Below are 2,829 nucleotides of genomic sequence, written 5' to 3' on the forward strand. Positions count from 1 at the left end.
AATTATGGTAAAGCGAAAACATAGTAACGATTTTAAACTTATGATTGTAGAGTTATTACAATCAGGTCAAAGCGTACAGCAAGTGAGTTCAGAATGGATACACTGGACTAAGCTGACCCCTTGAATAGCCTTTTGTTTTGCGATAGTTTATCTCTGTCGTTCTGTCTGATGCTGACCCCTCTATTTTAAAGAGATAATCAAGAAGGTTTATAATTTTCGTAATTGAAGATTATATTCTGGAGCATATTGACCCCTTTGGGTTTTCAAGATTCTGGATCAAGTTGACCCCTTTGGTTTTTTTCTGATCTGCTATTCTGGATGATGCTGACCCTTTTGATTATTTTGATATCGATTATAGATTTTGGTTTTCTTGATGATTTTAATCATCAAAGGATATTTATGGCAGGAAAACCAAAGCGTATGAGTTTAGTAAAACAAATATTGAGAATGCACTCTAGAGGTAAAGGAATCAAGACTATTGCTCGCAATCTAGAGATCAGTAAAAACACTGTAAAGAGTTATATACATCGTGCCAATATCAGCCGTATTGCAGTATCTTCTTTATTAGCATTAGAAGACCCGGAGCTAGAAGCGGCTCTATTAGCAGGTAATCCAGCCTATAGAGATCCTCGTTATGAACCTTTAAAAAAGCAGTTAGATTATTATACTGCAGAGCTAAAAAAAGTTGGAGTCACCCGTTTAGTATTATGGGAAGAATATAAAGTAGCTCATCCCACTTCGCATTATTGTTATAGTCAATTTTGTGTAGTACTACGTCAACATCGTTTAGCAAGCAAACCTTCCTTAGTGTTAGAACATCATCCAGCGGATAAGCTCTATATAGACTTTGCAGGGAAGCCCTTATCCTATATCGATAAAGAAACAGGAGAAGAAATATCGGTTCAGGTCTTTGTAGCCTGTCTTTCATACTCTGATTACAGTTTTGCTATGGCAATACCAAGCCAAAAAACAGATGATTTTATCTATGCCTTACAATGTTGTTTAAAAGATATGGGAGGTGTTCCTCAAACTTTAGTTCCTGATAATTTAAAAGCTGCCGTTACTAAAGCTAGTAGATATGAACCCAGTATTAATAGAGTGCTAGAAGACTTTGCTAATCATTATGGAACTACTGTTACTCCAGCAAGGGTTAGAAAACCTAAAGACAAAGCGCTTGTAGAGAATCAAGTAAAGTTGATTTACAGCCGTGTATATGCAAAATTACGTAACCAACAATTCTTTGATCTTACTTCTTTGAATAAAGCGATTAAGGATCGTATCAAGGCACATAATCAAACCAGGATGCAACGTAAAGAGTATTCTAGAGAAGAAAAGTTTATTGCTGATGAAAAGCAACTATTACTACCATTACCTGAAAACGATTTTGAAGTTAAATATTATAAAAGCTTAAAAGTCACTCACAATAATCATATTTATATCAGTAGTGATAAGCATCATTATAGTGTTCCTTATACATATATCGGTAAACAAACCCGAGTAATCTATACTCGCAGTATGGTTAGGATTTTTGGAGATAATGGGCAGTTAATCGCAGTACATCCCAGAAGCTTCAAAAAATCAGGATATACCACTACCAAAGAACATTTATGTTCCCATCACCAGTATTATAAGAAACGAAGTCCAACCTATTACATACAAAAAGGATATAATCACTCAGAGACACTTTACCAATACATCAATGCATTATTTAAACAAGATAAATATCCTGAACAACTCTACAGAACCTGCGAAGGGATTTTAAAGCTCTCTAAACAAACTGATACTGATCAGTTTATTAAAGCCTGTGAAATGGCTATGGAATTTACCAATTATTCTTACGCCTTTTTAAAACGGATTTTAGAGAACAAAATGGTAGATGCTACAGATCAGACACCAGAGACACCTTTACCTAAACACGATAATATCAGAGGAGCATCTTCCTTTAAATAATACTATTAGAATTACTCATTAATTTAAATATCAATATACTATGACAAACATTGAAAATCATTTAAAACAATTACGCCTACAAGGGATGTCTAACCGTTGGGGTGCTCTTATGGAAACACGAGAACATCACCAACTCTCTTTAAATGAAGGGTTGGAAGTACTCCTACAAGCAGAACAAGAGGATCGTGCCAATAGACGTTTTGAGCGTTTGAAAAGAACCGCTAAGTTTAGATACAGTGCCACTATAGAAGAACTAAATTTTGAAGCAAACAGAGGACTTAATAAATCCCAAATTACAGAACTCGCTACAGGTCAATATATAACCAAAGGTGAATCTGTACTGATTACTGGGGCTACTGGATGTGGCAAAAGCTTTATTGCTTCTGCATTAGGTCATAGAGCCTGTTCCGGGGGAACCAAAGTCTTATATTTTAATACACAAAAACTACTGATCAAAACCAAAATGGCAAGAATTGACGGAAGTGTATTCAAACTCTTCGAACGTATTGCTAAAGCAGGATTACTAATCCTTGATGATTTTGGATTAGCGAATTTAGATAAAAAGCAACAAATGGACCTTATGGAAATTATTGAAGACAGACACAGTAAATCATCAACCATTATAGCTAGTCAACTACCAGTAGCTAGTTGGTATGATGTTATTGGAGAAGCAACCATTGCAGATGCAATTTTAGATCGGTTAGTACACACATCACACCGAATAGAACTTAAAGGAGAAAGTCTTAGAAAAAAACTGTAATTTTGTCACAACCTATCTTTTTAAGACCAAAATCTACAGAGGGGTCAATATGACTAGAATGGGGGTCAACATCTATAGAATATCCATTCAGAATATGATTTAGATGGAAGTATGATCCG

At 35.2% G+C, this 2,829-nt stretch carries 2 protein-coding genes; both read left to right on the forward strand.

Annotated elements, in window-relative coordinates; all coding sequences use genetic code 11:
- The first annotated feature begins 318 nt into the window (after nucleotides 1-318).
- The gene (gene istA, locus H527_RS0118560) at nucleotides 319-1,950 is read left to right on the forward strand and encodes an IS21 family transposase (RefSeq protein ID WP_211235745.1); all 1,632 of its coding nucleotides are present in this window, start codon (nucleotides 319-321) and stop codon (nucleotides 1,948-1,950) included.
- A 40-nt stretch (nucleotides 1,951-1,990) separates the two neighbouring features.
- Nucleotides 1,991-2,710: an IS21-like element helper ATPase IstB gene (gene istB / locus H527_RS0118565; protein ID WP_027414041.1), complete on the forward strand. Its 720-nt coding sequence runs from the start codon at nucleotides 1,991-1,993 to the stop codon at nucleotides 2,708-2,710.
- The last annotated feature ends 119 nt before the right edge of the window (nucleotides 2,711-2,829 follow it).

The organism is Aquimarina muelleri DSM 19832 (assembly GCF_000430665.1).
GTDB classification, from domain to species: domain Bacteria; phylum Bacteroidota; class Bacteroidia; order Flavobacteriales; family Flavobacteriaceae; genus Aquimarina; species Aquimarina muelleri.